The organism is Novosphingobium sp. AP12 (assembly GCF_000281975.1).
Classification (GTDB): Bacteria; Pseudomonadota; Alphaproteobacteria; order Sphingomonadales; family Sphingomonadaceae; genus Novosphingobium.
Genome location: NZ_AKKE01000006.1, coordinates 47,176 through 71,308, shown reverse-complemented (window position 1 = coordinate 71,308; position 24,133 = coordinate 47,176). Strand labels below are relative to the sequence as shown.

25 protein-coding genes and 1 tRNA gene are annotated in these 24,133 nt (G+C 65.7%); 14 read left to right on the top strand and 12 right to left on the bottom strand.

What is annotated here, in order from left to right; genetic code table 11:
• Positions 1–11 precede the first annotated feature (11 nt).
• The 4 genes from PMI02_RS00525 to PMI02_RS00510 form a co-directional block, all read right to left on the bottom strand.
• Positions 12–962 (bottom strand): cation diffusion facilitator family transporter, encoded by a 951-nt coding sequence (locus PMI02_RS00525; protein ID WP_007677189.1) that lies wholly within the window; start codon positions 960–962, stop codon positions 12–14.
• A 176-nt stretch (positions 963–1,138) separates the two neighbouring features.
• The gene (locus PMI02_RS00520) at positions 1,139–2,152 is read right to left on the bottom strand and encodes an acyl-CoA dehydrogenase family protein (RefSeq protein ID WP_007677186.1); all 1,014 of its coding nucleotides are present in this window, start codon (positions 2,150–2,152) and stop codon (positions 1,139–1,141) included.
• Position 2,153: 1 nt separating this feature from the next.
• The gene (locus PMI02_RS00515; RefSeq protein WP_007677183.1) at positions 2,154–3,347 is read right to left on the bottom strand and encodes an acyl-CoA dehydrogenase family protein; all 1,194 of its coding nucleotides are present in this window, start codon (positions 3,345–3,347) and stop codon (positions 2,154–2,156) included.
• 69 nt (positions 3,348–3,416) lie between these two features.
• Positions 3,417–3,731 carry a Rieske 2Fe-2S domain-containing protein gene (locus PMI02_RS00510; protein WP_007677180.1) on the bottom strand — a complete coding sequence of 105 codons (315 nt, stop codon included), beginning with the start codon at positions 3,729–3,731 and terminating at the stop codon, positions 3,417–3,419.
• 185 nt (positions 3,732–3,916) lie between these two features.
• On the opposite strand from PMI02_RS00510, the gene PMI02_RS00505 reads away from it, so the two are divergent.
• The 4 genes from PMI02_RS00505 (at position 3,917) to PMI02_RS00490 (ending at position 8,660) form a co-directional block, all read left to right on the top strand.
• On the top strand, positions 3,917–5,662 hold the full coding sequence (locus tag PMI02_RS00505) for an FAD-dependent oxidoreductase (RefSeq protein ID WP_007677178.1): 1,746 nt from the start codon (positions 3,917–3,919) through the stop codon (positions 5,660–5,662).
• Between the two features lie 75 nt (positions 5,663–5,737).
• Positions 5,738–6,502 (top strand): SDR family NAD(P)-dependent oxidoreductase, encoded by a 765-nt coding sequence (locus tag PMI02_RS00500; protein ID WP_007677176.1) that lies wholly within the window; start codon positions 5,738–5,740, stop codon positions 6,500–6,502.
• A gap of 95 nt (positions 6,503–6,597) precedes the next feature.
• Positions 6,598–7,743 (top strand): acyl-CoA dehydrogenase family protein, encoded by a 1,146-nt coding sequence (locus PMI02_RS00495; RefSeq protein WP_007677175.1) that lies wholly within the window; start codon positions 6,598–6,600, stop codon positions 7,741–7,743.
• Entirely contained in the window at positions 7,743–8,660 is a 918-nt protein-coding gene (locus PMI02_RS00490; RefSeq protein WP_007677161.1) for an acyl-CoA dehydrogenase family protein, read from the top strand. Before PMI02_RS00495 ends, PMI02_RS00490 begins: the two co-directional genes overlap by 1 nt.
• Before the next feature lie 32 nt (positions 8,661–8,692).
• Here the strand turns inward: PMI02_RS00490 and PMI02_RS00485 are convergent, their stop codons facing one another.
• The gene (locus tag PMI02_RS00485) at positions 8,693–9,481 is read right to left on the bottom strand and encodes an SDR family NAD(P)-dependent oxidoreductase (protein ID WP_007677160.1); all 789 of its coding nucleotides are present in this window, start codon (positions 9,479–9,481) and stop codon (positions 8,693–8,695) included.
• Positions 9,481–10,662 carry a DUF1214 domain-containing protein gene (locus PMI02_RS00480; protein WP_007677158.1) on the bottom strand — a complete coding sequence of 394 codons (1,182 nt, stop codon included), beginning with the start codon at positions 10,660–10,662 and terminating at the stop codon, positions 9,481–9,483. Before PMI02_RS00480 ends, PMI02_RS00485 begins: the two co-directional genes overlap by 1 nt.
• A gap of 105 nt (positions 10,663–10,767) precedes the next feature.
• On the opposite strand from PMI02_RS00480, the gene PMI02_RS00475 reads away from it, so the two are divergent.
• Positions 10,768–11,571, top strand: coding sequence for an SDR family NAD(P)-dependent oxidoreductase (locus PMI02_RS00475; RefSeq protein WP_036501601.1), 804 nt, complete (start codon positions 10,768–10,770; stop codon positions 11,569–11,571).
• 6 nt (positions 11,572–11,577) lie between these two features.
• Here PMI02_RS00475 and PMI02_RS00470 read toward each other — a convergent pair whose 3' ends face one another.
• From PMI02_RS00470 to PMI02_RS00455, 4 genes are all read right to left on the bottom strand, one after another.
• A complete protein-coding gene (locus PMI02_RS00470; protein ID WP_007677152.1) occupies positions 11,578–12,657 on the bottom strand; it encodes an ABC transporter substrate-binding protein in 1,080 nt (359 codons plus the stop codon).
• Between the two features lie 118 nt (positions 12,658–12,775).
• The gene (locus PMI02_RS00465; protein ID WP_007677149.1) at positions 12,776–13,303 is read right to left on the bottom strand and encodes a nuclear transport factor 2 family protein; all 528 of its coding nucleotides are present in this window, start codon (positions 13,301–13,303) and stop codon (positions 12,776–12,778) included.
• Between the two features lie 28 nt (positions 13,304–13,331).
• Positions 13,332–14,144 (bottom strand): SDR family NAD(P)-dependent oxidoreductase, encoded by an 813-nt coding sequence (locus tag PMI02_RS00460; RefSeq protein WP_007677139.1) that lies wholly within the window; start codon positions 14,142–14,144, stop codon positions 13,332–13,334.
• A 79-nt stretch (positions 14,145–14,223) separates the two neighbouring features.
• Positions 14,224–14,619, bottom strand: a complete 396-nt coding sequence (locus PMI02_RS00455; RefSeq protein WP_007677138.1) for a hypothetical protein — start codon at positions 14,617–14,619, stop codon at positions 14,224–14,226.
• Positions 14,620–14,756: 137 nt separating this feature from the next.
• On the opposite strand from PMI02_RS00455, the gene efp reads away from it, so the two are divergent.
• The 6 genes from efp (at position 14,757) to PMI02_RS00425 (ending at position 19,209) form a co-directional block, all read left to right on the top strand.
• Positions 14,757–15,320, top strand: coding sequence for an elongation factor P (efp, locus tag PMI02_RS00450; protein ID WP_007677137.1), 564 nt, complete (start codon positions 14,757–14,759; stop codon positions 15,318–15,320).
• On the top strand, positions 15,320–15,730 hold the full coding sequence (locus PMI02_RS00445; RefSeq protein WP_007677136.1) for a hypothetical protein: 411 nt from the start codon (positions 15,320–15,322) through the stop codon (positions 15,728–15,730). The genes efp and PMI02_RS00445 overlap by 1 nt, the downstream gene beginning before the upstream one ends.
• A gap of 56 nt (positions 15,731–15,786) precedes the next feature.
• The gene (locus tag PMI02_RS00440) at positions 15,787–16,608 is read left to right on the top strand and encodes an inositol monophosphatase family protein (RefSeq protein WP_007677135.1); all 822 of its coding nucleotides are present in this window, start codon (positions 15,787–15,789) and stop codon (positions 16,606–16,608) included.
• A 244-nt stretch (positions 16,609–16,852) separates the two neighbouring features.
• Positions 16,853–17,134, top strand: a complete 282-nt coding sequence (locus PMI02_RS00435) for a hypothetical protein (protein ID WP_007677134.1) — start codon at positions 16,853–16,855, stop codon at positions 17,132–17,134.
• A 67-nt stretch (positions 17,135–17,201) separates the two neighbouring features.
• Positions 17,202–17,285: transfer RNA gene (locus PMI02_RS00430), tRNA-Leu, on the top strand.
• A 97-nt stretch (positions 17,286–17,382) separates the two neighbouring features.
• A complete protein-coding gene (locus PMI02_RS00425; RefSeq protein ID WP_157222302.1) occupies positions 17,383–19,209 on the top strand; it encodes a hypothetical protein in 1,827 nt (608 codons plus the stop codon).
• Positions 19,210–19,856: 647 nt separating this feature from the next.
• Here PMI02_RS00425 and PMI02_RS26825 read toward each other — a convergent pair.
• Positions 19,857–20,141: a hypothetical protein gene (locus tag PMI02_RS26825; protein WP_157222301.1), complete on the bottom strand. Its 285-nt coding sequence runs from the start codon at positions 20,139–20,141 to the stop codon at positions 19,857–19,859.
• Between the two features lie 134 nt (positions 20,142–20,275).
• Between PMI02_RS26825 and PMI02_RS26820 the strand changes: the two genes are divergently transcribed.
• Entirely contained in the window at positions 20,276–20,611 is a 336-nt protein-coding gene (locus PMI02_RS26820) for a hypothetical protein (RefSeq protein ID WP_157222300.1), read from the top strand.
• A 310-nt stretch (positions 20,612–20,921) separates the two neighbouring features.
• Here PMI02_RS26820 and PMI02_RS00420 read toward each other — a convergent pair whose 3' ends face one another.
• Positions 20,922–21,596, bottom strand: coding sequence for a recombinase family protein (locus tag PMI02_RS00420; protein WP_007677131.1), 675 nt, complete (start codon positions 21,594–21,596; stop codon positions 20,922–20,924).
• A 1,180-nt stretch (positions 21,597–22,776) separates the two neighbouring features.
• Here PMI02_RS00420 and PMI02_RS00415 point away from each other — a divergent pair.
• On the top strand, positions 22,777–23,589 hold the full coding sequence (locus PMI02_RS00415) for a hypothetical protein (RefSeq protein WP_007677130.1): 813 nt from the start codon (positions 22,777–22,779) through the stop codon (positions 23,587–23,589).
• Complete coding sequence (locus tag PMI02_RS00410; protein ID WP_007677129.1) at positions 23,586–24,107, top strand: hypothetical protein; 522 nt, start codon at positions 23,586–23,588, stop codon at positions 24,105–24,107. The genes PMI02_RS00415 and PMI02_RS00410 overlap by 4 nt, the downstream gene beginning before the upstream one ends.
• Positions 24,108–24,133 lie beyond the last annotated feature (26 nt).

Below are 24,133 nucleotides of genomic sequence, written 5' to 3'. Positions count from 1 at the left end.
GGACGGCAGCGCTATCCCAAAAAAGCCTGCTCGCGCTTCTCCGGCCGGATGTAGATCGAGGTGATCTTCGGCGACAGCGCCTTCATCCGAGTTTCCAGATCCTCGATCAGCGTCTCGGCCTCGCCCATCGGCAGGTCGTCGGCGAAGTCGGCACTGATGGCGACGAAGACCGCATCGGGGCCGGTGTGGACGGTGCGCACGTGATTGACCGAGGTGATGTGAGGGTTGCCGTCCATTACCGCGCGTAGTTCCTCGATGAGCTTGGGGTCGGCTGCTTCGCCGATCAGCAGGCCCTTGGATTCGCGCGCCAGCAGCACTGCGACACCCGCGAGCACCAGCCCGATGAGCACGGAGGCCGCGCCGTCGAGGCGTGGATCGTCGAAATAGCCGCTCGCCCAGATACCCAGCGCGGCGATGACGAGGCCGACCAGCGCGGCGCTGTCCTCGAACAGGACGATGAAGCCCGGCGGGTCCTTCGATCGGCGGACCGCCTGCCACCACCCCTGGCCAGCGCGCCCGGCGTTGAATTCGCGCACTGCCAGCGCCCACGACGTGCCCTCCATCGCGAAGGCGACGCCGAGCACCACGTAGCTGAGCGTCGGGTCGGCGATCGGGTGGGGCGCACGGATATGGACGATGCCCTCATAGATCGAGATGCCCGCGCCGCCCGCGAAGATCAGGATGGCGACGACGAAGGCCCAGAAATACAGCTCGCGCCCGTAGCCGAAGGGATGGGCGGCGTCGGGCACTTTTTTGGCGCGGCGCTGGCCATAGAGCAGCAGCACCTGGTTGCCGCTGTCGACCAGCGAATGCACGCCCTCCGTCGCCATGGCCGACGACCCGCCGATCCCCGCCGCCGCGAACTTGGCGATGGCGATCCCGACATTCGCGGCGAGCGCGCCGTAGAGGACGATGTTGTCGCGGATGTGCCCGGTCGCGCCCGGCTCGGATGGTGTGGCCATGCGGGCGATAACGTGCGGCCGGGGCTTGCGTTGCCTGCGGGAGCGATGACGCATCGACCCCGCACACCCCGTCATCCCCGCGCAGCCGGGGATCGGTGGCCGTCTTCAGACAAAGCCATGCCTTGCGCCTGTGCGGCCCGGACAGCGGTCCCCGGTCGAACCGGGGGACGACGACATTACGCCAAGGCCAGCGCCTCTCGGCCGCTGCGCTCGTTCCACAGGTCAGAGGGGCCGCAGAGCTGGAGATTGAGCATCGCGCGCTTCATGAAGCGGTGGATGGGGTGTTCCTCGGTGAGGCCGATGCCGCCGTGGAGCTGGATGGCTTCCTCGGTGACGAAGGCGAAGGCCTCGGCTGCCAGCGTCTTGGCGGCGCCGAGCTGGGTTAGGGTGGCTTCCTCGTCGCGCACCCGGCTCCAAAGGAGGGACTCGGCAATGACGATGCGGGTTTTCATGTCGGCGGCGCGGTGCTTGAGCGCCTGGAACATGGCGATCGGCCGGTCGAACTGGCGGCGCATCTTCATGTACTCGATGGTGAGATCGAGCGCGGCGTTCGCGGCGCCGAGGCAGTCGGCGGCGATCGCGAGGTGCGCCTCCGGCGACAGCGCGTCGTGCAGCGCCGCCGCGCCCGCCGCATCGGTCAGCGCGAGCGAGGGGTCTGGAGCATACCCATCCAGGACGACGTCGAACAGGCGGCGGCTGGGGTCCCAGATCGGGCGTTCGACCAGGCTTACGCCGGGTGCATCGGTGGGCACCAGCGCGTAGCCGGAAGGAAGTTTGGCGACGACCGCGACGGCCATGTCGGCATCGAACACGCCGCCGGTGGTGCCCGACATCGTGCCGTCTGCCGCCGTCTCCAGCCGGGCGGGCAGGAGGTGCAGCGGGGCGTACTCGCCGCCAGCGAGGCGTTCCAGCCACTCGGCGCGGTCCTGCAGGACATCGCTCGCCAGCACCGCCTGCAGGCCAAGCTGCGCGGGGATCAGCGGCGTGGTCGCCAGAACCCGGCCCATCTCGAAGTGGATCGCCGTGGAGGCTTCTCGCCCGAGACCGAGGCCCCCGTCGTCCTCGGGCAGGCGGACCATCAGCCAGCCCATCTCGGCGACCAGCTGCCAACTCTCGTCGCGCGAGGGGGAGAGTGCGTCGGCGGGGAAGGCCTTCTGCGCGGCGTCGGTGAGTTCGTTCAGTTCGATCATGTCAGAGGACCCAGCCCTTCGGCTCGCGCGGCATGTCGAGCATGCGTTCGGCGATGATGTTGCGCTGCACTTCCTCGCTGCCCCCGGCGATGGTCCAGGCGTAGGAGTTCATGTAGTCCGCCATCCAGTTGCCGGTGTTGAGGTCGCCGAAGGTGATCGGCGCGATGTACTGCTCGTCGATGCCGCCAAGGCGCAGGCCAAGCTTGGAGTAGGCCCTGAGCGCGCGGCTGTAGCTGTTCTTGACGATCGAGGCGTCGCCGACGCGCTCGATGCCCCTGATGCGGTTGTCGAGGAACTGGTCTGCGATGGCGCAGACCGCGTCCACCTGCGTGACCAGTTCGCCGAAGTCGCGCAGCACGCCGCGGTCCTCGCCGTGGCCGTAGTCGCGCACCAGCGCGGCGACGCGGCCCAGCGCGCCGCGCATGCGGTAGCTGAGTTCCATCAGCGTGAGGCCGCGCTCGGAGGCGAGCGTCGCCTGCGCCACTGCCCAGCCCTTGCCTTCCTCACCGACACGCTCGGATACGGGGATCTCGACGTTGTCGAGGAAGATCTCGGCGAACTCCTCGTCGCCCTGGATCTGGTGGATCGGGCGCACCGAGACGCCGGGCGCGTCCATGTCCATCAGCAGGTAGGTGATGCCGGCCTGCTTCACGCCGTCCGACGAGGTGCGCACCAGCAGCAGGCACTTCTGCGCGAACTGGGCCATCGTCGACCAGACCTTCTGGCCGTTGACGACATAGACCTCGCGGCCATCGCGCGTCTCGCGCACCGCCTTGGTCTTGATCGCGGCGAGGTCCGATCCCGCGCCCGGCTCGGAGAAGCCCTGGCACCACGTCTCGCCCTCAAGAATACGGGGAAGGTAACGCGCCTGCTGTTCCTCGCTGGCACATTCGTGGAGCGTCGCGAAGGCGTGATAGGTGGAGACGAACGAAAGCAGCAGGCGCGGGCAGTCGGCCTTGGCGAGTTCCTCGTAGATGACTTTCTGCTCGGCCAGGCTGCGGCCGCCGCCGGGGAAGCGCGCCGGCCAGTGCGGGATCGCATAGCCGGCTTTCACCAGTTTCGCGAACCAGCCCCTCTGGGTGGCGACGAAGTCATCCTGGGTCCGGCTGGCATCGCGCCAGCCGGTCGGGGCCTCTGCTTCGAGGAAGGCGCGTACTTCGGAACGCAGCGCTGCGAGATCGGGCGTATCGGTCATGCCCACGTCCAAGCACAGCCGCCGGACTCGCGTCCACAACGGGCGGTACGCGCGGGCGATATCGGGGGGCTAGACCGCGATCTCGATCGTGTCGCCGTCCATGCGGACCTCATAAGTGTCGATTGGCATCGAGGCGGGCGGGTTGAGCGGCTTGCCGGTCTCGAGGTCGAAGCGGGCGCCGTGGACGGGGCACGAGATCCAGCCCGCCCGCACGCGGCCGCATTCCAGCGTCTCGTAGGCGTGACTGCACAGGTTGCGCACCGCGAAGATGCGGTCCTTGGCGTTTACGAGGATCACGCTCACGCCGTTCACTTCGACCACTTTCTTGCCGCCTGCCGGAATCTCTTCCAGTTTCGCCACGGCGACGAATGCCTTTTCGCTCATTGTGCTGTTTCGACTTTCTGCATCGTTCGTCCCTGCTTCGCACGACCTCATGGCGCAAGCGCGCCGCGGACGCCAGAGCAGGGCCAAGCAACTCGCAGTACCCCGGCGGTCATTTCTAGGGCAAGCCGTGGACGCGATAAGGAGCGGGCGAGGGCATCAACGCCCCCAAATGGGAGAGAGTGCCGGTGGCCTTTGCGGAAACCTTCGATGTCGTCGTGGTCGGGTCGGGCGCGGCCGGGGCGATGGCGGCGCTGCGCAGTGCGGACCTCGGCATGAAAGTGCTGATCGTGGAGAAGGCGCACAAATTCGGCGGTACCTCGGCGACTTCGGGCGGAGTGATGTGGATACCCAACCACGGGCTTGACGGCGACGTGGGCGACAGCCGCGCCTCGGCGCTCGAATACCTCGACGCTACGATCGGCAAGCCGGTCAACCGCGAACGTCTGGAGGCCTTTGTCGATGAAGCCCCGAAGATGCTGCAGTATCTCAAGTCCACCGGCGTCGCGGTGATGGCGGCGGCGTGGCCGGACTATTTCCCGGGTCGTCCCGGCGCACGCTCCGACCGCTCGGTGATCGTGCCGACTTTCGACGGGCGCAGGCTGGGCGACGGGCGCTATGCCCTGATGCGCGAGCAGTACAACCGCTTCAAGCTGTTCGGCCGCTACGCCATGGACCTCACGGAGACCTTCGCGCTGATGATGCAGTCGAAGGGCTGGCGCACGGTGGCCGGCAAGATGATCGGGCGCTACTGGATGGACCGGGGGACCCGCAAGGTCTCGCACCGCGACAAGCGCTTCACGCAGGGCGCGGCGCTGATGGGGGCGACCTATGAGCAGGTTTTCAGGCGCGGGGTGGAGCTGCGGCTGGAGACCAAGCTCGACCGGCTGACCATCGACGAAGGTGGGCGCATCACGGGGGTCGAAGTGTCCAGCTTCGGACGCAGCTACGCGGTCGAGGCGCGCCACGGCGTGGTGCTCGCGGCGGGCGGGTTCGAGTGGAACCAGGAACTGCGCGACCGCTTCTTCCCGGTCCCCGGTCTCACGCGCCACTCCTCGACGCCCGAAGACGGCAACCGAGGCGAGGCGCTGCTCGCCGCCGAACAGGTCGGGGCCAGCACCGAGCATACCGAGCAGGGCTGGTGGATCCCCACCATGACGCTGCCGATGAAGGGAGCCTCGAACTTCCACGAGATCCACCAGGCCGCCTTCGACGTCGGCCGCCCGTGGAGCGTGGTCGTCAATCGCAAGGGGCTGCGCTTCGTTGACGAGGCTTGCGGATACGACCAGTTCGGGCAGGCGATGGTCCGCGATCAGGAGGCCAGCGGCGCCAACATGCCGTGCTGGCTGATTTTCGACGCCAAGTTCCGCCGCAAGTTCAGCGCGGGCGGCCTCATGCCCACGGTCCACACTCCCGAGAAGAAAGTCCCCGCCGACTGGTGGGATCACTATGTCTTCCGCGCCGACACGATTGAGGAACTGGCTCGTAAGATCCACGTTCCGGTCGATGCGGTGCGCCAGACCGTCGCGAAGATGAATGCCTATGCCGCCACCGGCATCGACCCCGAATTCGGGCGCGGCATGAACCCCTACGACCAGATGTTCGGCGACCCCAGTTCCAAGCCCAATCCCAACCTCGGCCCCATCGACACCGCGCCCTACTATGCTGTGCCGATCAACAATGGCGATCTAGGCACAAAGGGCGGCCTCAGGTGTGACGCGCGGGCGCGGGTGCTTGACCAGTCCGGCACGCCGATCGCCGGTCTTTATGCGGCGGGCAACAATGCAGGCACGCCGTTCGGGGACACCTATCCGGGTGCAGGCGCGACGATCGGGCCGGGCATGACCTTCGGCTACATCGCCGCCAACGACATCGCCGAGCGTTCGGGTAACCAACGGGCGGCGGCGGGTGTGCGCGAAGCGGCGGCGGTTTGAGACGCGCGAAGGCGGGGATCCTGCTTTTCTGGCGCCAAAACGCAACGGCCCACCAGCAATGAACGGAGCGAATGAATGCAAGGCAAGGTAGCGATCGTCACCGGCGCGGCGGGGGGGATCGGCGAGGCGATCGTGAGGGCGCTCGGAGCCAAGGGCGCGCGGGTCCTCGGCACTGGCCGCAACGCGGACAAGCTCGGCGACCTCAAGGACAAGCTGGCCGGCAGCGTGGAGTTCGACTTCGTCGCCGTCGACGCCACCGCCGCCGATGCCCCCGCGCGCATCGTCGGCGGCGCGGTGGAAAAGTTCGGCCGCCTCGATGTGCTGGTGAACAACGCCGGCTCATTCAACTTCGGCCCGGTGGACCAGACCACCGACGACATGCTCGACGAAGTGCTGAACATCTCGCTGCGCGCGCCCTTCCGCCTCTGCCGCGAGGCGCTGGGGACGATGGGCGAGGGCGGCTCGATCCTGTTCATCGGCTCGACCTGGGGCCTCTACGGTACGCCGGGCGGAGGCGCCTACTCCACGGTCAAGACGGGCCAGATCGGCCTCATGCAGACCCTCGCCGCCGAATATGGCCCCCGCGGCGTGCGCTCGAACTACGTCGCGCCGACCGTGGTACGCACCGAGATGACCGACGCCTTCTGGGACCTCGACTTCTTCCGGCGCACCAACCACGAACTGACCCCGCTCCAGCGCGACTGCTCTGCAGCGGACATCGGCAACATGGTCGCGTTCCTCGCCTCGGACGAGGCCGGCTTCGTCAACGGCCAGACCATCGCGGTAGACGGCGGCATTTCGACCACCCGCTACCTCTCTCCGGCGGCGCTGGCGCGGTAGGACATTCGTCGGGGCGGTAAACGGGGGCGCACCCTTGTTCGGGCAGGCAGGCAGGGTCTAACCCACCGCCAGAGGACTGGGAGAGGCCTGCGCCGATGCAATTCGAATGGACACCCGAGCAGGACGCCTTCCGGCACAAGATCCGGGACTTCCTGCACGACAACCTGCCGGAAGACTGGGAGAAGTTCTCCGAGCACGGCCCCGCATCCCCGGCGCTGACCGCCTTCGCGCGCGAGTTCTGCGTGAAGCTCGCTGATGCGGGTATCCTGTTCCCGCACTGGCCGGTCGAGATGGGCGGCGAGGGGCTGGGCCCGTGGGAACAGCAGATCCTCGCCGAGGAGATGTGGATCGCGGGCGAGCCGCGCGGCGGCCAGTACATGAACGTCAACTGGATCGGCCCGACCCTCCAGAAGTACGGCACCGAAGAGCAGAAGGCGCGCTACCTCGAGCCGATCACCAGGGGCCAGTCGCTATGGTGCCAGGGCTTTTCCGAGCCTGATGCGGGTTCCGACCTCGCCTCGCTGCGGACGCGGGCGACCCTGACCGACGGCAACTACGTCATCAACGGCCAGAAGATCTGGACCAGCTACGCGGGCCTCGCCGACACCTGCTTCCTGCTGACCCGCACCAGCGACGACCGCAAGAAGGGCATCACCATCATCCTGGTGCCGATGGATACGCCCGGTATCACCGTGCGCCAGATCCCCTCGCTGATCGGCGAGGGCGACATCCACGAAGTCTTCTTCGACGACGTGACCGTGCCCGAGACCGCCCGCTTCGGCGAGGAAGGCCAAGCCTGGGAGATCGTCGCCTATTCGCTGCGCAACGAGCGTCTCGGGATCCCGCGCTTCACGCTGGCCCGCGCCGCGCTCGACCGTGCGGTGGCGATGTTGCAGGCGCAGGGCCGCTTCGCGCGCGACTACGTTCGGATCGAGGCAGCGCGCTGTGCGGCGCTGTGCGAGGCGGCGGGGACGGCCAACTACGCCGTCGTCCAGAAGCGCGTCGACGGTCTTGCCATCGGCGCGGAATCGAGTTCGGCGCGCTACGCCACGGTCATGGCCGAGCGAGCGGTGTGCGAATTCGTCATCGAGTTCGTACCCGAGGCGCTGGCCGGCGCCTCGGCCTACCTCAAGATGCACCACCAGCGCGGCATCGTCGCCGGCGTCGCCGCCGGTTCGGCCGAAATCCAGCTCAACATCATCGCCAGCGAAGTGCTGGAACTGCCCCGGGAACCGCGCTGATGCAGCTTGCCCTCAGCGAGGACCAGACCCAGGTCCTCGACTTCATCGACAGCCTCGCCCGGCCTTACGCGACTTTGCCGATGCACGACGTCTCGCTGGCGCTGGAGAGCGCCGAGCTGGACGCGGCGCTGGTCGAGAACGGCTTCCTCGACGTCATGGCGGTCGAGGAACTCGGCCCCGTCACCGCCGCGCTGGTGGCGGAGAAGCTGGCGCGCCTGCCTTTCGCGGTGGAGGCGGCGGCGTCGGCCCTCGTCCGCCCGCTGATCGATCCCGAACTGCCGCGCCCGCTCTGCCTCGTCGAGGAAGGGCGGACCGGCGGTCCGGTGCGCTTCCTGCGGCCGGGCGCCACGGTGGTGGTCGTCGGGCCGTCCGGGGTGCGCAGCTTCGCGGCGGACGCTCGCCTGATCGCACCAGCGCAGGAAGACACGCTCTACGCCTACCCGGTGGCGATGCTGACCGGCCTGCCCGATGCGATGACCGTGCACGAGGTCGCGCCCGCCGAAGTTCTGCGCGCATGGCGCGTCGCCGTGGCGGCTGAGGCGGCAGGCCTGCTCGGTGCGGCGCTGGCAAGCACGGTAACCTACGTGTCCGAGCGCAAGCAATTCGGCCGCCCGCTCGCGACCTTCCAGGGCATGCGGCATCGCCTTGCCGAGGATCAGGTCATCACCAATAGCGTCTACTGGCTCGCCCTGCGCGCGGCCGGGACCGGCGATGCGGGGGATGCCGCGATGGCGCTGCTCCATGCGCAGGAGGCGGCCAAGCGGGTGTGCTACGACTACCACCAGTTCCTCGGCGGCATGGGTATGACGCTCGAGCACCCGCTGCACCTTTGGACCTACCGGCTCAAGCTGCTGACCGCCGAACTCGGCGGGCGCGGGGAGCAGGGGCTGGCAGCTGCGGAAGCGCTCTGGGAGTAGGCGTCTCGTCCCCGGTTTCGGGGGGCACCTCCTTAATCCGTGTCGATCATGCCTTTCTGTCCTGCCCCGCCGCTCACGGCCAGAGTTTCACCCGTGATGTAGCTGGCGGCGTCGCTGGCGAGGAAGGCGACGGCCTGGGCGATCTCCTCGGGCTTGCCGGGACGGCGCAGCGCGAAGGCGGTGGTAGCTGCGCCGAGCGCGTCGAAGCCGGTCTTGGCCCAGCTTTTCTGCGCGAGGTCGGTGGCGATCATGCCCGGTGCCACGCAGTTGACCCGCACCCCAGCGCCGCCCCACTCGCTGGCGGCGACCTTGGTGAACATCTGGAGCCCCGCCTTGGCCGCCGAGTAGGCCCCGCAGCCTGTCGTCCCGGTGATGCCCGCCTGCGAGGATATGTTCACGACCGCGCCGTGCCCGCTCGCCTTGAGGTGCGGGAACGCTGCGTGCGCGCAGTAGAACGCCGCGTTGAGGTTGAGCCGGATATCCTTGTCCCACATCTCCGGCGGCATTTTGGAGGAGCCCGAATAGCTCGACTTTCCGGCGTTGTTGATGAGGATGTCGAGGCCTCCCAGCCGTTCCACCACGGCGTCGATCAGCGCCTGTGCGGCGGCAGCATCGGTGACGTCAGTGGTGAGATACTCCACCCGCCGCCCGGTCAACGCGCCGATCTCTGCAGCGGCGCTTTCCAGAGCCTCCACCCGCCGCGCGGCGATCACGATGTCGGCGCCTCGCTGGGCGAGCAGGGTGGCGATGGCCTTGCCGATGCCGGTGCCGCCGCCGGTCACGAGGGCCACGCGGCCGGTGAGGTCGAATCCTTCGAGCATTACCATCTCCTTCGGCGCTGCGCTCCGCGCACGCGTTCGCTGATCTGCGCGGCCCGTTGCTCGGGCGAGAACCGGGGCGTTTCGGGCGGCAGGTGGGCGCGCAGCTCGTTCAGCGGCACGCGGGTGAGGGTGGGCGTCGGGCAACTGTCGCAATCGTACCAGCGGCCGTAGATCGTGCCCTGCAGGAAGCCCGCCGGGTCGAGCCAGTTGGGCACGCCGGGATCGTCGAGCGCGATCACCGCCCGGAATTTGCCGTCGCCGCCGATATGCGCGAAATGGCCGTTGGTGCTGCTGGTGCGGTACACGTATTCGACCGCGTTGTAGTACGGGTCGTTGAGCTGGAAGTTCCAGTAAGGCCGCGTCTCCGGCAGCTCGGTTTCCAGCACCAGCGCCTCGCCCGGGTCGAACTCGAACACGGCGGGCACGTAGATCTGGCGCGACAGGGCGCCGCCGATCGGGGCGGGCTGGAACACGTTGATCCCCGCGCTCGACCGAATTTGGTTCTGCATCCCGAAGAACAGCTCCTGCGCACGTCCGGGCATCGCGGCCATGTGGCGGATGCGCTCCAGGATTTCCTCCACCGAAAGGCGCGGCTTGGGCGGGACGGGATCGAGGTTCTCGATCGAGAGCACCGGGTCGACCTCGCCCGCCCAGTCGTAGGAGCGCTTGCGCACCATCAGCAGCGTGGCGCCGGGCTTAATCTGCAGCCAGTTGCCCGCGTGGCCTTCGGGGCGCTCCGCCGAGAGCAGGATTTCGAAGCTGCCGTCGGGTGCGATCGTAAGCTGCCGGTCGTCGAGATCGGAATAATGCTCGCCGGTCATGTCGACCGGGCCGGGGTAGCCGGCGTTGTTCATCTGGGTGTTGAACGTGATCATCTTCACCGTCCCGCGCGTGCCGCTGACCCGGTAACGATAGGCCGGGCTGACCGGGCTCTGGAGGTAGATGTCGTCGGGGTTGGGCTGCAGCGTGTAGACCGGGTTCCACAGCGGCGCCCAGTCGGGATGCTCGGCGCTCGCATGGAAGAACGCGAAGTAGCCATAGGAGAACTGCATCACGATCTGCCGGTAAACGTCGGCGCGATATTCCGGATCGTCGGGTCGCCAGGTCTTGGCAATGTGGGCCACGGCCCCTTCAAGATCGGCCAGATACTCCGACAGCGGACCGGGCTGTTGAGGCTGCATCGTCCGGGGGATCCTCTCCTGCGCGGACCCTCGCCGGGACTCGCCATGACTAGAGAGTATATACTATCTAAAAGGCCTGCAATGGGCATTGGGAGCGGCACTGACATGAGCACACACGATCTTCTCGACCTTGGCGGACAAGTCGCCGTCGTCACCGGTGCCGGCCAGAACGCCGGGCGCGGGATCGCGCTCGAGCTGGCGCGCCACAACGCGGGCGGCATCGCGGTCAACGACTTCGTGGCCGAGCGCGCCGAGGCGGTGGCCGAGGAAATCCGCGCCACCGGCGTCCCGGCGCTCGCGGTGCCGTTCGACGTGGGCGACCTCGACGCGATCAGGGCTGCCGATGCCGCGATCAAGGAGAAGCTCGGGCCGGCGACGATCCTGGTGAACAACGCGGGCATGGCGGGGCCCGGCGGCTCGCTGCGCCCCACGCTCAACTTCTGGGAGGAAGAGCCGGCCGCCTGGGACCGTTACCTGCGCACCAACCTCTACGGCGTCTACAATGCCTGCTTCGCCTTCATTCCGAACATGGTGGCAGCGAAGCGCGGGCGGATCGTCACCATCGTCTCGGACTCGGGCCGTGTGGGCGAACCCAAGCTGGCGGTCTACGCCTCGGCCAAGGCTGGCGCGCAAGGTTTCGTGCGCTCGATCGCCAAGGAACTGGGGCGCTACGGAGTGACCAGCAACGCGGTGTCGCTGTCCTCGCTGATGCCGGACATGCCCGAGGAGAAGCTGGCCGAACTCATGGCCAGCGACCACGCCAAAGTGCAGTTGGCGCGCTACACCATCCGCCGCTACGGCAAGTCGGCGGATGTTGCTGGCCTCGTGACGTTCCTGTGCTCGGACGCGGCGGAGTGGATCACCGGGCAGACCTACCCGCTCAACGGCGGCTACGCGCCGTCGATGTAGGGGGCGCTAGAGGGCCACTTCGCGCGTTTCGCCGCCGAGCCACTGGCGCACCACGAGGTAGCGCCCATGGAGCGCGCCGTGGTCCTGGATGCCGAAGCCGAGCAAGGTTCCTTCGTACCCCTCGGCGGCGGGCAGCCACTTGACCTGCTCCAGACCGATGCGCACGCCTTCGCGACTGAGGTCGGTGGCGCGGGCTAGACCCTCGGCGACGAGGCGGCCGATGTCGTGACCCTTGGCGACGGCAAGCGCGTGCTGCCGGGGTGCGTTCAGGAGCAACATCTGTGCCTGCAAGGTCGTGTTCGTGTCCGAATGCATGTCGATGTAAAACCAGCCCTCGCAGGCGCGTGCAAAGTCGCCGTGATAGCCGCGCAGGCCCGCGGTGTTCATGATGTTCGGCCCATCCCAGCCATCGGCCGACAGCTCGCGCGCGACGGCCGGAGCCGACACGCCGAGGCCGAGGTAGACGAAGCCGTCCGGCCCGTCCTCGAGCAGGGCGTCGACCGCCTCGGCGGCATCTTCGGCAAGCGGAGACAGGCCGTGCCGCGCAACGATTTCGATGCCCAGCACCCGGGCCTCGTCCTCGAGGTACTTGAGGTGCCGCGTGCCGATAGGCGAGATGTCGTATGCGACGGCGAGGCGCTTGCATCCTAGACCTGCCATGTGCCGCGCCATGACGAGCGATTCGTCCTCGTGGCTGCCGACCTGATGATGGAACATGTAGCGCCCCCGCGCGCGCTCCGCGCCGGCCCAGTTGATCGTGGGGATGCGCAGTTGTTCGGCGAGCGGGGTCGCCACCAGAGCATTGTCGCCGATCGCCGGGCCGACGATCAGCGCGACACCGGCATCGGCCAACTGGCGATAGGCCCGCTCCACCGCCTCGGCGGTTCCCGAAGGAAGGCCGAGGCCATAGGCATGCACGAACTCGACCGTGGCAGACAGCCTCCCGGCTTCGTGCAGGACGCCGATCTCGCGCTCCAACCAGCCCGTGACGTCGCTAGGTATGACGCCGCCGTTGTCCGGTTCGGAAAAGTCGGCCATGTCATTGAGCACGCCGACTTTAACCGTTCCGGGCACGCTTGCTGGCATTGGGTTCCTCCCGCGGCGGCAGGCGCGCACGATTGCCGTCGCCTGCCCCGTCGGGCCTAGCAATGAGCCAGCGCGAAAAAGGCTGCATCGCCGGCGGCAAAGTCCGGCGAGTGAATGCTCAGCCGCTCGGCCCTCTTGCGAAGAGTGCCTGGGTGCAGACGTCGTAGCTGGGATCGCGCTCGCGCAGGCCCAGCAGTCCGCCGCCGTCGAAAGGCCGCCGCAGCTTGAAGTCGTAGGTCACCACGCGCCTGGCAAAACGCCAGCGACCATCGGGGCAGCGGCGGTAGTTGTCGATGTAGCGTACCGCCATGAAGTCTTCCTCGCTCCCGCCGTCGCGGCCGGGGATGAGGTGGTAGGCCAGGGCGTAGACCTCGCCGCTGCCCTCGTCGCCATCTACCGCGATCAGGTGGTTGCACACGTGATGACCCGAATAGGGCATGTGGGGGAACGCACCCTCGATGAACTTGCAGTAGCCGTCCGCCGGACCGTCGAAACTGTCGCCGTGGCTGTCCGTGGCGTCCTCGGTGTAGAGGTCGCGCAGCAGGGCGATGTCCTGCCGGTCGATTGCCCGCGAATAGAGCAGCACCAGATCGCGGATCGCGTCCTTGTCGAGTAGCGCCTGCAGGGCGGTTTCATCGATGGCCATTTTCGTTCTCTCCCATGGTTCTGATGTTTTAGAGCAGCGCTCCTCCATCGACGGGATAGACCTGCCCGGTGATGAAGCTCGCGCGGCCCGAGGCGAGGAAGGTTGCCATCGCCGCCATTTCCTCAGGGCTCGCGAAAGGTTTTCCGACGAAGGTGCGGCGCTGGCGGATGGCGCGGTCCTCCTCGCTGACGCTGGCCTGGCCTTTGGAGAACACGCCGGTCTCGGGATTGAAGCGGCTGCCGGCGCTGAGGCTCGCGGGGTCGGTGGGGATCGTGGCGTATGGCGCGATCGCGTTGACGCGGATGCCGTGCTGGCCGACTTCCTTGGCGAGCACCACGGTGAAGCTGTGCACCGCGCCCTTGGCGGCCGAGTAGACCGGCAGCATGTAGTCGCCCACCAGCGCGGCGGTGGAGCCGACGTTGACGATGGCGCCGGTCTTCCGCGCGATCATGCCGGGCAGCACCGCATGGGTCATGCGCAGCACGGTGCCGAAGTTGAGGTCGATATCGGCCATCCACTTGCCGGGATCGCTGTCGACGAAAAGGCCCTGGTCGACGTTCCCGCCCACGTTGTTGACCAACACCGCGATCGGTCCGATCGCCTCGGCGGCCTCCAGCACTTTCGCGGGCGAGGCGGGGTCGATCAGATCCGCGGCGACGAACACTGCGTCGGCTGCGCGCCGCTGCCGGCAGTCCTCCACCAGCCTCGCGCCGGCCTGCGCGTCTCGGCCGACAAGGATGAGGGCGGCGCCCTCGACGGCAAGGTCGAGAGCGATGGCGCGTCCGATGTTGGCGGTCGCGCCAGTGACGACCGCGACCTTGCCCTGTAACTGGAAATCCATGCCGTGCTCCCGTTATCCATAGCTACCGTTGAGCTAGGCCGGGCAGAGGGCAGGGGCAAACCGCGGGAGCGATCAGCCTTTATTTCCTCGACGCGCGCACGCAGCGCAGGTCGCCGTCCGTTCCATCGGGTTTCACTTCCCTAAGGAACCCGGCGGAGATGCGGTGGAGCTTCAGGCCCTTGAGCTTGCCGCCGGTCATGGTGACCCTGTCCCCCACGAACAGGTAGCTGCCCCGAATCCCGCCTGCCTTGTAGCTTGAGGAATTGACCACGCGGAACGCATAGTCAGGCACCGGCTTGCCGACGGCGCCGCCTGCATCGCCCGGCATTTCGCATGTGTAGGAGCCCAGCGCCAGCGTCGCGATCGCGCCGCCGGGGGCGAGCGGCGGCGTGGCACTGGCAGCGCAGCCTGTCTGCGCGAGGAGAAGGGCAAGGCCGGCAACGGCGGACGACAACTGGGCATGGGCGCGCATCATGGCGATTGGCTAGCATCGGCGCGAAGCAATTGCCATGCCTCGCTGCCTCGTCTAAGGGCCCATGCTTTCCAAGGATCGTGACGGCGCCGCCGCCGGTGCGATCCTCGAGCTCTTTCCCAGTCTGAAGGCAAGAACCCATGAAGATCAGCGGCGTCGACATCCGTCCCGGCAACATCCTTGAATACGAAAAGGGCATCTGGAAGGTTGCGAAGACGCAGCACACCCAGCCCGGCAAGGGCGGCGCCTTCATGCAGGTAGAGATGAAGAACCTGATCGACGGCCGCAAGACCAACGTGCGTTTCCGCAGCGCCGACACCGTCGAGCGCGTGCGCCTCGACACCAAGGATTTCCAGTTCCTCTACGCCGAGGGCGAGGACCTGGTGTTCATGGATACCGAGACTTACGAGCAGATTTCGCTCCCCGCAGACCTCCTGGGCGATGCCGCCGCCTTCCTTCAGGACGGCATGCAGGTCCTTCTCGAAATGTGGGAAGAGCGTCCGATCTCGGTACAGCTGCCCGAGCAGGTCGAAGCCACAATCGTCGAAGCCGACGCCGTGGTGAAGGGCCAGACCGCGTCCTCCAGCTTCAAGCCCGCCATGCTCGACAACGGCGTGCGCGTGATGGTGCCGCCGCACATCGCGAGCGGCACCCGCATCATCGTCGACGTCTACGAAAAAGCCTACGTGAAGAAGGCCGACTGATGCGCGCGATCCTCCCCATCCTCGCGGTCGCCGGCCTGGCGCTGGGCGCCGTTCCCGCGAATGCCGCGACCCCCAAGAAGGCCGCTGCCGCTCCCAAGGCGACCGCTCCCGCTGCCCCGACTGCCGCCCAGGCCGCGCAGTCCGAACATGCGGTGCTCTATCTCAAGGTCCTGATCAGCGCGTTGCAGTCTGACCAGATCAAGCAGGAAGCCAAGAGCGCGCTCGTGGGCTGTCTCTACGAGAACCCGCTCGGCAAGATCAGCGAATCGATGGACAAGGTCTTCGCCGAAAACGCCGACAAGGTTCACCGCGACAAGCCCGCCGAGGTTCTGGCCGTGCTGACCGCCGTCTGCGGCTTCCAGGGCGATCCGACCCAGCCCGCACCGGCACCGGCCCCCAGCGGCCGTTAATTCGAGGCCGGCGAGCCCATCGGGGGCCGCGCCGGACACAGGAGTAGAGTAAAGTCATGGCCGCCATTTCCGGTCTCATCCGCGTCATCGAGAAGGCCGCCCGCAAGGCGGGCAGCCGCCTGCGCCGCGACTTCGGCGAAATCGAGCACCTGCAGGTCAGCCGCAAGGGCCCCGCAGACTTCGTCTCGAAGGCCGACCAGGCTTCCGAGCGCACGATCTGGGACGAACTGCGCGCCGCGCGGCCCGAGTGGGGCTACCTCTTCGAGGAAGCCGGCGAGATCGAGGGCGACCCGACCAAGCCGCGCTTCATCGTCGATCCGCTCGACGGCACGACCAACTTCCTTCACGGCATTCCGCATTTCGCGATCTCGATTGCGGTGCAGGAACCGCGTCTCGACGGCAACGGCTGGGGCGAAGTGACCGCCGGGCTGATCTACAACCCGGTCACCGACGAGAGCTACTGGGCCGAGAAGGCGCGCGGCGCCTGGCTGCAGGACCGCCGTCTGCGCGTCTCCTCGCGCCGCCACCTCGACGAGAGCCTGATCGCCACGGGTATCCCCTTCGCCGGTCACGGTGACGCTGGTCAGTGGACCAGGATCTACCACGCGATGGCGCCGCAGGTAGCCGGTATCCGCCGCTTCGGCGCAGCCTCGCTCGACCTGGCGTGGGTCGCGGCGGGTCGCTATGAAGGCTTCTGGGAAGCCGACCTCAAGCCCTGGGACACTGCGGCGGGCTGCCTGCTGGTACGTGAGGCAGGCGGATTCGTGTCGGACTGGAAGGGCCGCTCGCAGCCGATCTGCGACACCGAGATTCTGGCCGGTAACGACGTGCTCCACTCGCGCCTCCACAAGTTGCTGGCGACCGCTGTCAAGGCGTGACGAGTCGCGCGGTCCCGGCCAAAGCGGGACCGCTAACAACACTCCGCGCGCTTCATTTGGGATGGCGACGACCATGCTTGGCGGCTCCGTTCGTCGTATAGGCAAGGCGCTTCGTCGTGCAGGGCCCGCCCGTCTCTGAAATGCCATGCAATCGTCTTGGTATTTTCCCCAAGCGGCGTGATGATGCGGGGCCATGGAACGCCATGTCCCTCATCATTGCGCGCTTGCGCTGATCTGCGCTGCGATGCCGGTTTCGGTGGAGGCCCAGACCGCCCCGCCTTCCGAGGCTGCGGATTTCGACTTGGGCGCGGTGAATGGCAAGACACTTCGAGGAGCGGGCCGGCCGGCATTGCGGTCCCAGTCGATGGACGTAGAAACCGAGCCAGCCAAACCCGACAAGACCAAGTTGCGCCTGACTTACCAGCCCGACGATGAAGGCCCCCGCTTCGAGATCGGCACGCTGGGCTCGCGCAAGGGTGCGATGAAATCGCGGCTGCTGCACGTCGCGATGGACTGGAATTTCTGAACCCGCAGCCCGCGATCGGGCTTGAACGCTGCGCAACTGCCGTCTAAGCGTCGCCCCGCCTGACGTTGCCCCTGTGGCGGAATGGTAGACGCGAACGACTCAAAATCGTTTGTCGAAAGGCGTGCCCGTTCGAGTCGGGCCAGGGGCACCAGTCAAGCCAGGAATGGCTTTTTTCTGCGGGAATGGCGGAAACCCGTCGCTCTTTAAGCCTCCGGTAGTACGCCGGGTGGTACAAAAAGAGCATGACTGTGGATGTGAAGATAAAGTACCTGGGCCCCGATCCGAAGACCGGCGTCCTGCGCTACCGCCGCCCTTTTCCCGCGCCGTTGGTCCCATTTGCAGGAGACCACGGCGAGTCTCTCACCGAGTTGAAGGTATCCCTTGGCGCTCGGTCCATCTCCGAAGCAGGCGCGATGGAGCGCTTTCAGGCGGCGGCTCGGCGGTTCGAGGCGATGGCGGCGCGAGCGAAGAAGCGGAGAGAAAAGCGCTTCGACTGCCTGGGGGCGCCCGAAATCGCATTCCTTTCCGAGACCTATCGCAGCCAGCAACTCGCTCAGGATGCTCACCGCCGTCTCGATCCGGTCTCAAAGGCTCGGGCCGAATGGCTCACAGAGCGCATGGCAGCGACAGGCCTCGAAGTGCCGCCGCATCGGCCCACCGCTCGCTGGACGGTCGCCGTTAAGGAGGCCACAGAAGTGGCGCTTCGCTGCTATAGGGACTTTGCGGCAGACGGCGATGTCGATGGCATCTTGTCGGCGTGGCGAGGTCCCGCGCTCGACCTCACGTCCTCATGTGGGTATCTCGTTGATGAAACGGCGGACGATTTCCGCGTCTTGTGCATCCGGTTGAACGAAACGGCAATAGAGGTGCACGAGGCCGAGCTACAGCGGTGGGAGGGCAGGGTGGTTCCCACTCCCGCCTCGCCGACGCCTGTGATGTCCCCGGAACGTCGCAAGGCTCCTGCCGTTGCCGAGCGTACCTTCGCTGCGATCACGATGGAACTGATCGAGAAGCCACGGTGGAAGTTTAACGAACCGACGAAGGAGCGAGTCCGTGGCGCCCTTCGCTTTCTGAAGGAGGCGGTAGGCGACCTGACGCCCTCGGAGCTGACGCGGGAGAAGGTAACTTCCTTCCTTGACCTGTTGGCACAGCGGCCCTCCAAGCTCCCTAAAGCCGATTTCCACATGACCCTGCCCAACTTGGCAAAGCGCTACGCAGGGCGGGAGGACGTCAGGCGCATTACGGAAAAGACCCAGGAGGCTTACATCCTGGCGTTGAATGCACGATGGAATAACGCCCAATCGGAAGGCACTATACCCAAGGCGCTGACTAGCCCCTTCAGTGATCGGCAGTTCCGCCGAGGGACAAGCGGAAATACCGAGAAGGGCTATAGTCCCGACGAGTTAAAGGCTTACTTCGCGATGCCTGTATTTATTGAAGGGGTCCGTCCGAAGGGAGGGAAGGGTGAAGCCGTCTATTGGCTGCCGCTCATCGCCATGTTCACGGGGGCCCGCCCTGAGGAAGTGGCCCAGTTGCTGGTGTCAGACATCCACCAACATGAATGGGATAGTCGATGGGTAATCAAGTTCACCGACGAGGGCCTGCACCCCGTGAAGGGCCAGCAGAGTCTGAAGACCGAGGGGCAGGAAAGCGGTCGACGGGCCTTTCCCTTGCCGCAACCACTACTGGACCTGGGCTTGCTCGATTATCTGGCATTCCTGAAGGGGGAGGGCGAGTTGGCGCTTTTCCCCCTGCTGCGAAGGAAGGGCAAGCGGCGCGGCATCTACGCCAGCTTCGGAGAGTGGATGTGCGACTATGTCTATGACCAGGGCGTATTCCGGCGCGGAAGTGGCCGACAGCCCGTGCGCGGCTTTCGACACACTTGGAGCACGGCGGCACGTTCCTCCGGCATCTATCGAGAGGCCATGGAGTACATTCAAGGCCACAAGGCCCAGGGCGGCGGTAGCGCGAACGAGGGCTATGGGGACCGGGATGGCTTGGGGGACCAAGTGGACCGGCTGCAGTTTAAGGTGAATGTCCTTGACCTTGTGCCTAGGTGGCGGCGCCCGGCGTAAGCGATGGGCCTTCACCACACGCCTATCAGATGTCGATCGCCCGCCCGCACAAGTCCCCGGCGCCTTTTCCCACTCAGGCTCATCGCCGCTCTCATCCGCATTCAAGATGGCGTGGCGAGGCGGTAGTTGGCGATGGGGGCTACGGCAGCATAGGGGCTATGGGTGGCAGAAAGGGGACTTTCCGGTTTCGCCCCATAGCGGACGCGGGAGGCGTGCTTGCTTGCCGCATTCTGGCGGCATATCCTCCGTGGATGATTCAAGACGTTGTGAAAGAAATTCTGGCATCCTTTGCGGGCGATGTCGGGCAACATTTCGCCCGAAAACTCCGTGGAGATAAAGCGAAACGTGCCGAGGCCGCTGTGCCTTCGCCAGATGCCGAAAGGCGAAAAAAAAGGCGGGCTCAACGGCAAGCCCGATCGCGTAATCGAGCAGGTCGTTAATTCGGCAGCTTTCCACCCCTTCCGGCCTCTCCCGACGCGGCTACGGCCATCTGTCAGCTGAAGGGCAGCTTACCGCCGCGTGACAGGAAAAGCGGTCTGGCGGTTCGCGCCCCATTCCCGCCGTTCCCACAGTTACCCCCTTAGGGTGCCGAGCGTGGAATTTCGCCATGCGGAACCGCTAGCTCTGTAGATACGACAGAGATCAGTTCATTTTTGGGGTGAAACGAGATCATTACAGTAATAATCTTCTAGGCGATTAAGTCGCCCGCCGTTTCGCAGATATGCCATCCCATTCGCGCATTTCACCCCAACTTTACTACCGTTTTCAGCCATAATTCGAATGGTTTCGACAAGCTGCTTCTGCCTTTCCGGACAAACTTCCGAGATCGGATGTCTGCCACCAGTTCCACCCCAGACGGTGTAGCAATCATCGTCAGGTTTCACTGGGGTTGCTGGCGTCCCACCAGCCATAAGGGCGATAATAAGGAGCATAGTGTAATGGTTTCCTCGACGGATTGGGCTTCAACTTAACATGGCTATGTCGGCTCTCCACCCATCGGCGACACTGGTGAGCCGAAATCAGCTTCCCGATAGCCGACATCAATTTTGCGGATTAGACTACCCGGATGATCGAAGCACAACAAAGCGTCTGCGAGCGACTCGGCGTTCATTTTACGCCCCCAGAAGATAGCTTTACAGTCGGCATCTCCGAAAGCGCGCTGCGCGGACAAATGCCGCTCCATGGCCTGCGTCATCCATTTAAGAGCGGATCAACGGGGTGGTTCATCTGGTCAGGCGATTATTCGGAAGCAGACGATTTCTTCAAGCCCGTCCACCTCTATCATCTGCGAGAGGATTGTCCTGCTGTTCTGCCGTATCTAGCACTGCCACCGGGATGGAGGTTCTTAGTCGCGCCGGGATTCGAGGATGTGTGGTCCGATAGTAACCTGTTAAACATCTGAAGCGGCCTTTCTGCAATCCACCCTTCCCGGTCGTAACGAACGATTTGAGCGCCCTCCAAAACCAGACGCAAGCGATCGGCGCCGATCGGAAACGGAAGGTGCTCACCGTGGCCCGTTGTATCTATCCCAGTGTATGGCAGATGTTGGCCGAAGCGGGCTGACGACGCGCCTAGGTCCCTGAGGTCCTGACATTGCCACTAGCTGCAGAGCCTGGCAGCTCCACTGCTTTATGATATGATATTACATTCAAAGCCCGGCTCAGGCCGCGTTCGACGCCCATCACCACCCGAATATTTCTGGCCGCCTGCAATCACGCTTCCAGCCGCGTCAGAAGGTTGCGAACGGACGACGGGTGCCACTTGCCTCCACGCGGCGTCTGCATCTGCATCTCGTTCAAGGCATTGGCGATGGCAGGCAGCGATGTCAGGCCTCGGCCTCGCAGGTTATCGACGATCGGGCGGAGGTTGGCCGCATGTCCGTCCGCAGCAGCCTTCAGGGCGATGACCGCCGCCGTGTTGCCCTTCGCAGCCTTACGCAGAGGAGCGGCGCCGTTGGGGTTGCCAAGGCGCTGCCCACGGGCCTTCGCTGCCGCCAGGGCGGCCTTGGTCCTTGCCGAGATGGCCTCCCGCTCCTGTTGGGCCACGAGGGCCAGGATGCCCACTGTCAGGTTGCAGGCCTCGGGCATGTCCGCCGCAATGAACCGGACACCGCTCTCCTGAAGCTGGAGCAGGAACGCGGCATTACGGCTCAGGCGGTCCAGCTTGGCGATCACCAGCGTAGCCCCCGTCACCTTGGCATGGTGCATCGCCTTCGCCAGCTCTGGCCTATCATTCCGCTTGCCGCTCTCGACCTCGGTGTATTCGGCCAGCACCTCGCAGCCCCTGGTTTGGCAGAAGCGTCCGACCGCGTCCCGCTGGGCCTCCAGGCCGAGCCCCGAGCGGCCTTGGGCGGCGGTGGACACACGGTAGTAGGTGATGGTCTTCATGGCTCGTCCGTGTTCATACAAGATTGACTGACGCTGGTTAGGCTATTGTGTAAGGCCTTGTCAACGTCGCTCCCGGAGCCGCGATGGACCGTAGGAGCAAATGCCCACAATCGCTGCCGACTGCCCGAGCCTAAGCCGACAATGTCGAGAAGGGAATGGCCACCTCCGCCGCGTCCCGCCTTTCGGTAGGCATGTGGCGGGCGATGGCCGCTGACGCCAGCAGAAGCCCCGTGCCCGAAATGAACCGAATGACGATATCACGGGTCCCCCCGCCGCCCTCAGGTGGTCCCACAGCGTTTCAGGGCCAATGCAAATCGAAAATCGGCGCTTCGCTAGGCCGCCGCTGCTGCTACTCGGACCTTCACCACCACGCACGGTTCTCTGCGGGTTTTGGAGGACACGCTCCCCGATTATTCTTCTGGGTCCCTCCAGGCGCCTTTTGGCTCCTCCGCTCGTCACCCGCCCCCGACAGCCCGCACTCACCCCCATATATAGCGAAAGAGAGCCGAAGGCCTAACGCCCTTTGTTTTCAAGAACTTGCCATTAGTGCCACCTAAAGCACGACCATTAGTGCCGACCTATGCATGACATGCTTGCAGAGGACCCTGGGGGGTAGGGGGGCGAACGACACCGAACGCCTACCTAAAGGCCCCAAAGGGGGATGGAGATGGTGACAACCATCCATACCTAAAGGCTGCATTTAGTCCCCTATAGGCCCGGCGAAACGCCGCCAGCCCAAGCAGGTGGAAGGAGTGTCCTCCTCACTGATTGGCTTGCCGAACGCCGCCTATAGGGCTCGCCTGCCGATTACTGTCGTGCGCCGCTGTCGCGACCCTCGGTTTCGCCGATCGCTTGGACCAGCCATTCATCGTCTGCGCGTCCTCACCGCACGCGCCTCCACAAACATTCCTGGCCGGGAACTTTAACATGACCATACCAACTCGACCGCTCGCCTTGCGAGGGGCTAAATGCTGATCGCTTCGATCGTTCTCATCGCCGCCTCCTCCGTGTGGCTTGCGATAGTGCGCCTTCGCCGCAGGGCGACCGACCAAGTCTCACGAGATGCCGAAGGGACCGCTTGGGCAGCTGCCTCAAGACCACAAGCGATGAGCTTGCAGCGGTCCACTGCGGGCTTCCCTCATTCCCCGGCTGTCCCCAATGGCTACGTACTGGACTGACCTTGCCCGAACAAATCAAAGAGGGCCAGACGGCCACTTCCAAGGACGGCAAAGCCCGTGTGGTCTTCCACGGGGGGCAGTGGGTCAAGGATATCACCTACCAGCCTCCGGCCGCCGCGAGCCACGCCACGACGACGCCCGACGATCGCAAGGCGCTGATAGCCGCGCAGGGCAAGGCCTCCGCAGAACGGGACGCCGTCCGGCAGTATCTTGGTGCGAGCAGAGCCGTGTCCAAAATGGGGACCGGGCCGGTAAAGGCGGCCTGGATGGACACCATAACACCTGTGGAAGGCGAGCGCGGCGGGCGAACGCTGGCTGACCTTGCTGCGGGGGCGGTCGGCACGATCGCAACCCCGATCGGTGCAGCCCTACGCCACCTTCAGGATGGGCAGACCTGGCAAGCACGGGACCAGCTGAACACGGTGGCTGCCAACGCCGCCCTTAGCCGCACCAGCCAGCTGAAGGGGGCCGCGTCCGACAAGGACATGGCGATGATCCGCATGGCAGGCGTCAGCCCCTACAAGACCGAAGGCGAGAACCGGCGCATCATTAATGACGCCATATACCAGTCGAAGCTTGAGGGGCTGCGAGCCCAGCTAACTTCCCAGTGGATCGGCAACAACGGTTCGTTGACCGCCAAGTCGCCGAAGGGGGAGACCTTCGAGGGCTACCTGACACGAGGCGAACGCCGATATGGTGAGCGCTTCGCCGAACTGCAGTCCGAACGCAAACGCGGCCTCCCGAAGCCGCCGCCGAGCCGAAAGACCACTGGCGGAACGGTCACGATAGACATCGACGGAAACGTCATCCGGTGACCACGTCGACGATTTACGGCGAAGGCGACACGCTGAAGTTCTTCCGTCGCTCGATACGCATACTGCCCGTGCACGGGGTCCCCTGGTTCGCCTTGCCGGACCTGTGCGACGCCCTCGGCTATGATCGGCAAGCCATGGCTCTGGTGGACGACCCCCGCTTCCCTGTCGCCGCCCGGTTAACGAGCACCGAGTTGCCCGACGACGATGTGCCCGGAGAGCCGGAGGACGTCATCATGGTATCCCCTGTCGGCGTCTGGTGGTGGACCCACCTAACCGATCCTTTCAAGGGCCAACAGCTTGCCGCCTGGGCCAAGAAGCAGGCCTTGCGACTGGCGCCCGACGCAGCGCTGACAGACCCGGCGGTCTACCTCCAGCTCCAGCAGGACGGTTGTCTGCCTCCCTACCCCTCGCGTTACTCGGGCCGGAAATCTGAGTGGATCGGCCTGCGGGAACGCCATGGATATTTGGTGCCCGCCTCTGGCCCTTGCGATGGCCCGCACGCCGCTACCGTGCCCTGACGCTACCTCAAGTCCCCCTCGGCCCC

Bases quoted from the DNA above. Each gene is read 5' to 3' on its own strand.
- PMI02_RS00525 (WP_007677189.1), bottom strand. From the start codon at position 962: ATGGCCACACCATCCGAGCCGGGCGCGACCGGGCACATCCGCGACAAC.
- PMI02_RS00520 (WP_007677186.1), bottom strand. From the start codon at position 2,152: ATGATCGAACTGAACGAACTCACCGACGCCGCGCAGAAGGCCTTCCCC.
- PMI02_RS00515 (WP_007677183.1), bottom strand. From the start codon at position 3,347: ATGACCGATACGCCCGATCTCGCAGCGCTGCGTTCCGAAGTACGCGCC.
- PMI02_RS00510 (WP_007677180.1), bottom strand. From the start codon at position 3,731: ATGAGCGAAAAGGCATTCGTCGCCGTGGCGAAACTGGAAGAGATTCCG.
- PMI02_RS00500 (WP_007677176.1), top strand. From the start codon at position 5,738: ATGCAAGGCAAGGTAGCGATCGTCACCGGCGCGGCGGGGGGGATCGGC.
- PMI02_RS00495 (WP_007677175.1), top strand. From the start codon at position 6,598: ATGCAATTCGAATGGACACCCGAGCAGGACGCCTTCCGGCACAAGATC.
- PMI02_RS00490 (WP_007677161.1), top strand. From the start codon at position 7,743: ATGCAGCTTGCCCTCAGCGAGGACCAGACCCAGGTCCTCGACTTCATC.
- PMI02_RS00485 (WP_007677160.1), bottom strand. From the start codon at position 9,481: ATGCTCGAAGGATTCGACCTCACCGGCCGCGTGGCCCTCGTGACCGGC.
- PMI02_RS00480 (WP_007677158.1), bottom strand. From the start codon at position 10,662: ATGCAGCCTCAACAGCCCGGTCCGCTGTCGGAGTATCTGGCCGATCTT.
- PMI02_RS00475 (WP_036501601.1), top strand. From the start codon at position 10,768: ATGAGCACACACGATCTTCTCGACCTTGGCGGACAAGTCGCCGTCGTC.
- PMI02_RS00470 (WP_007677152.1), bottom strand. From the start codon at position 12,657: ATGCCAGCAAGCGTGCCCGGAACGGTTAAAGTCGGCGTGCTCAATGAC.
- PMI02_RS00465 (WP_007677149.1), bottom strand. From the start codon at position 13,303: ATGGCCATCGATGAAACCGCCCTGCAGGCGCTACTCGACAAGGACGCG.
- PMI02_RS00460 (WP_007677139.1), bottom strand. From the start codon at position 14,144: ATGGATTTCCAGTTACAGGGCAAGGTCGCGGTCGTCACTGGCGCGACC.
- PMI02_RS00455 (WP_007677138.1), bottom strand. From the start codon at position 14,619: ATGATGCGCGCCCATGCCCAGTTGTCGTCCGCCGTTGCCGGCCTTGCC.
- efp (WP_007677137.1), top strand. From the start codon at position 14,757: ATGAAGATCAGCGGCGTCGACATCCGTCCCGGCAACATCCTTGAATAC.
- PMI02_RS00445 (WP_007677136.1), top strand. From the start codon at position 15,320: ATGCGCGCGATCCTCCCCATCCTCGCGGTCGCCGGCCTGGCGCTGGGC.
- PMI02_RS00440 (WP_007677135.1), top strand. From the start codon at position 15,787: ATGGCCGCCATTTCCGGTCTCATCCGCGTCATCGAGAAGGCCGCCCGC.
- PMI02_RS00435 (WP_007677134.1), top strand. From the start codon at position 16,853: ATGCCGGTTTCGGTGGAGGCCCAGACCGCCCCGCCTTCCGAGGCTGCG.
- PMI02_RS26825 (WP_157222301.1), bottom strand. From the start codon at position 20,141: ATGCTCCTTATTATCGCCCTTATGGCTGGTGGGACGCCAGCAACCCCA.
- PMI02_RS26820 (WP_157222300.1), top strand. From the start codon at position 20,276: ATGATCGAAGCACAACAAAGCGTCTGCGAGCGACTCGGCGTTCATTTT.
- PMI02_RS00420 (WP_007677131.1), bottom strand. From the start codon at position 21,596: ATGAAGACCATCACCTACTACCGTGTGTCCACCGCCGCCCAAGGCCGC.